Source organism: Telmatospirillum sp. J64-1, assembly GCF_006980715.1.
GTDB lineage: Bacteria > Pseudomonadota > Alphaproteobacteria > Rhodospirillales > Magnetospirillaceae > Oleiliquidispirillum > Oleiliquidispirillum nitrogeniifigens.
The window spans coordinates 1-3,061 of the sequence record NZ_SBHN01000060.1; the positions used below are offsets into that span (position 1 = coordinate 1).

The 3,061-nt window shown below is 67.3% G+C and carries 3 protein-coding genes; all 3 read left to right on the forward strand.

The window, feature by feature from the left end:
• A partial coding sequence (locus EPD66_RS24245; RefSeq protein ID WP_185961601.1) for a hypothetical protein occupies window positions 1-681 on the forward strand: 681 nt, incomplete at its 5' end.
• A 2-nt stretch (window positions 682-683) separates the two neighbouring features.
• Window positions 684-1,088: a hypothetical protein gene (locus EPD66_RS23650; RefSeq protein WP_142851020.1), complete on the forward strand. Its 405-nt coding sequence runs from the start codon at window positions 684-686 to the stop codon at window positions 1,086-1,088.
• A gap of 6 nt (window positions 1,089-1,094) precedes the next feature.
• Window positions 1,095-3,061, forward strand: a 1,967-nt coding sequence (locus EPD66_RS23655; RefSeq protein ID WP_142851021.1) for a hypothetical protein, incomplete at its 3' end; no start/stop codon positions are given.

Genomic DNA, 3,061 nt, shown 5'->3' on the forward strand with positions numbered 1-3,061 from the left:
CCGCTGGCCCTGCAACTGCGCCAGATGGAAGAAGCGCACGCCCTACGCCTGCGCGAGGCCGAGGCGGTCGGCGCGGATCTGGCCGAGGTGGAACGCCTCAACGGCCTGGAGCGCACCAAACTGCTCGAGGAATACGGCCGGCAGCAGGCCGAGCAGCAGATGCGTCAGATGCAGTCCATCCAGGCCTGGTTGGACAACCAGGTGCTGGGCAATCTCTCAAGCCTGTCGCTGGCCGACAAGATCGAGGAGGCCCAGGCCCAATTCGGCGCGGCGGTCGATGCGGCCCGCGAGGGCGATGCCCAGGCGATGTCATCGCTGCCGCAGCTTGCCGATGCGCTGCTTCGCCTCGGCCGCGAGGGCTATTCCTCCAGCGTCTCCTACGCTGGGCTGGAGCAATTCGTCCGCTCCCAGATGGAGGCGCTGCTGAACCATGCCGCCGCGCCCACCCCGAACAGCACGGCGCCGACGGCAGCTATCCAAGCGCCCCAGCAATCTCCCGCATCGTCCGGCACGTCCGGCCAGCCGTCGGTGATCGTCGATAACAGCGGAATCGTCAAAGCGATCTGGGACAGCAGCGCCGCCGTCGTCGAGGAGCTGTCGGCCCTGCGGCGGGAAATCGTGAACCTGAAGCGTGAACAGCAGCTGGCCAGTCAGCGCCAGCGCATCCAAGGAAGGGCTTGATAATGGCGAATGTGCTTTACCCCAAAGGGAAGGAAGCATTCCTGAATGGCAGTATCAACCTGCTGGACGACACCATCCGGGTCGCCCTGATCGACCTGGATGTCTACAGCTATAATGCGGCCCACCAGTATTTGACCTCGGTACAGGCGGCAATTGTCGGCAATCCCGTCAATCTCGCCGGCAAGTCGATCACGAACGGCATCTTCAATGCCGCGACTGTGACCTTTAGCGGCGTTTCCGGTCCCACGATTGAGGGATTGGTGATCTACAAGGCCGGTGCCACGGCGGCGGCCAGCCCGCTGATTGCCTTCATCGACACGGTTCCGCGCGGCCTGCCGATCACGCCTAATGGAGGCGACGTGCAGATCCTGTGGGACACGGGCGTCAACAAGATCTTCGCCCTCTAATCCAAGATGCCGCTCGATTCCCTCTCCACCGGCGCGATCAGCGACTTAGAGCTTCACGTCTTCCCTGGAGGCTTGGCCGCCGGGGCGGTCGTCGGTGCGCCGACGCTGGCTGTGCCACGCTGGGAGGTGCAGGCGGGCGGTATCGCGTCGAGCGCCAGGTTCGGCAATGCCAATCCCATTCCGGTGATCGCTCTTGCCGGTCTGGCCTCGTCCGCCTCGGTCGGGGGCGTGGCCGTCTTCCGCCAAGTGATCAGCGCAGCCGGCTTGCCCAGTAGCCTTGGTATCGGTGCGGTGAACTTGCTTCCACGCATCCAGGCAGTGGGCATCCCCAGTACGGTCGCCATTGGTGCGCCGAACCCGATCCAGATCATCACCGCCGCCGCCCTCGGCCCGACGACGGCCTTCGGCGACCCCTATATGATCTATTCGCCGTGGACGGCCTGGCAGCGCTATTGCCTCGAGGGCGCCCCCCAGGCGCTGTATCTGGTCGAGGTCGAGGCGTTCCAGGGTGGCCTGACCTTGACTGCGACCGACCTGGCCGTCGAAGCCATTGCCGGCGCGGCTATCTCCTCCCTGTCAGACGGCGAGGAGATGGCGGCGGGTCCCGCGATGCTGACTTGGTCGGACATGGGCTGGACCGGCGAGCCCGATGATGCGGACAGGGCGAATAGCGATTACGAGGCTCGTGCGGTGGTGCCGCTGGTGATGGAGCGCTCGATCCCGCTCTATGGCACCGCGCGCCAGACCGTCCAGTTCGGCAGCGTGGAATTGGACAACGGCGACGGCGCGCTCGACGACGCGGTGCGCGGGCTGTCGGTCGATGGGCGCGAGGTGCGCGTCTTCCTCGGCCGGCGTGGCGCGGCTTTCGGCGAGATGGGCCTGCTGGCCCGCGCCAAGGCCGTGGAATGGTATGCCTCGCTGGACCGGGTGGTTGTCGAGCTGCGCGACCTGGCGCTCGATCTCAACATCGCCGCCGCCCAGCAGCATAGCTATGCCGGCACCGGCGGCATCGAGGGCGGAGAGGACCTGGCGGGCAAGGCCAAGCCCTCCTGCTGGGGCCGCTGTTTCAATGTCTCGCCCGTGCTGCTCGATCCCCTGGTCGAGCTATGGCAGGTGCATTGGCGGGCGATCCAAGCGGTTGAGGCCGTGCGCGACCGGGGCGTGCCTCTGGCGCCCGGAGCCGATTATCCCAGCTACGATGCCCTGGTCGAGGCCAGCATCCCCGTCGGGCATTATGCCACCTGCCTGTCCCTGGGCTTGATCCGCCTGGGCGGCAGCCCCGCCGGCACGATCACCGCCGATGTGCGCGGCGATGCCGAGGGCGGCTATACCGAGGCCATCGGCGAGATCGCCCTGCGCTTCCTGCTGGCCGCCCAGGGCGTCGCGGCCGAGGGCATCGATGCTGAATCCTTCGGCGGCTTGCCCAGCGGCCCGGCCGGCTATTTCCAGCCGGTTGGCGATACCCGCACCGCCGATGCCGTCCTCGACGAGATGATGATGGGCGTCGGCGCCTGGTGGGGCACCACGCGCAGCGGCCTGATCAGCTGCGGCCGGCTGGCCGATCCGGCGGGCGCCGATGCGCCCCATACCCTCGACGAGACCAACATCCTTGATTTTGAGGTGGTGCCGCCGCCCCAGACGCCGATCTGGCGCCAGCGCGTGCTCTACCGCCGCAATTGGACCACACAATCCGAGGTATCCGAGCTTGTCGATCCGGCGCTGCGCCAGGCCTATGCCGATAGCGGCCGCCTGGTGACGGCCGCCGACCCGAATATCGCGATGCGCAGCCTCGGTGCGCTCGATCCCGATCCGATCCAGAGCCTGTTCGCCGATGCCGCCGATGCAGAGGCCGAAGCCGCCCGCATCCTGGCCCTGTTCGGGCCGAGGCGCCGGGTGCTGCAGGTGGTGACGCGCGGCCTGGGCTATGTCGTAGATCTCGGCGATGTGGTGACCGTGCGCCATCGCCGCCTCGG